Below are 1,121 nucleotides of genomic sequence, written 5' to 3'. Positions count from 1 at the left end.
GCGCCGGAGCCCGCACCGACCGGGCCCACGCCCGCATCGACCGCCCCGGTGCCCGCACCGACCGGCGAGCGCCTGGGCACGTCCCGCTGACTCACCCCGCGTCGCGTGCCGGTCGCGGGTCACGCCGCCCGGGCCGCCACGTGGCGACGCGCCGCAGGAGCGTGGCGCGCCGCGGCAGGACCGTCAGCGCGTCCGCCGGCAGGCGGTGCAGCGCGGCCGCGTACTGGTCCGGGCCGAGCCGCGCCACGACCGACGTGCCCTCGTCGTTCGCCTCCAGCAGCGAGTCGCCGACGCCGCGCGCCCCCCACACGTCGGCGGTGTACACGTGCGGCACGACCGCACGGAACGCCGCCCACACGGCGTCGTCCACCGGCAGCCAGTCCACCGTGCGGTACCGGGTGTCGGCGGGCAGCCCCGCAGCGGCCCGGAGCACCGCCGACGCGGCGCTCGCCTCGGCCGTCCAGCTCCTCGCCTCGTCCTCGGGCAGGTCGAACGCGACCGCGACCGCGTCGGGCCGCACCGCGTCGAGCAGGATCCCCAGGCCGGCCGCGCGCGAGGCGGGGCCGAGGGTCACGGCGAAGTCGACGCGCGGGGCGGCCGCGGCCACCGCGGACGGCGCGTGCACCTCGCACGCCACCGGCCGGTCGCCGTGCTCCACGTCGAGGACGCACCGCGCGCACGCGCCCACGACGGAGGCGGCGTGCAGCGCTCCCGGGTGCTCCGCCCACGCGTGGCGGCACTCCCCGCACACGGCCCGCGCGCGGGTCGCCCGTTCCTCGGTCGACGCCATGGACCACCGTCCTCCGGCCCGCGGCGGCCGCGCTGCCGGACCGCCAGCCTCATCATGGTCCCGGGGCGGGACGAAGGGGACGGTTCCGGCGGAACGACCACCCGACCGGCCCTGTGCGGGCGCGAACTCACCCGGCGGAGCGAGCGGACGCGGCCCACGGCACGTGGGCCCGGCCCGTGCCCGCGGCGCGGGCGTCGGGCGGCGTGTCGTCGGCGGGCACGCGCGGCATCGGGCGGTCAGCGTCCCTGCGCGGCCGGCACGTCGTCGCCGTACGTGACCCGGCCCGCGGAGTCGGCGGCCAGCAGCCACCGGATCGCGCGCGTCGCACCCG

At 80.3% G+C, this 1,121-nt stretch carries 1 protein-coding gene; it reads right to left on the bottom strand.

The features are described 5' to 3' along the window. Nucleotides 1-91: 91 nt before the first annotated feature. Nucleotides 92-790 carry a hypothetical protein gene (locus tag CTKZ_RS21170; RefSeq protein ID WP_124344710.1) on the bottom strand — a complete coding sequence of 233 codons (699 nt, stop codon included), beginning with the start codon at nt 788-790 and terminating at the stop codon, nt 92-94. Nucleotides 791-1,121 lie beyond the last annotated feature (331 nt).

Origin of the sequence: Cellulomonas algicola (assembly GCF_003851725.1) — a bacterium.
Lineage (GTDB): Bacteria > Actinomycetota > Actinomycetes > Actinomycetales > Cellulomonadaceae > Cellulomonas > Cellulomonas algicola.
The sequence above is the reverse complement of the archived record's forward strand: the minus strand, read 5'-3'. Positions and strand labels throughout refer to the sequence as shown.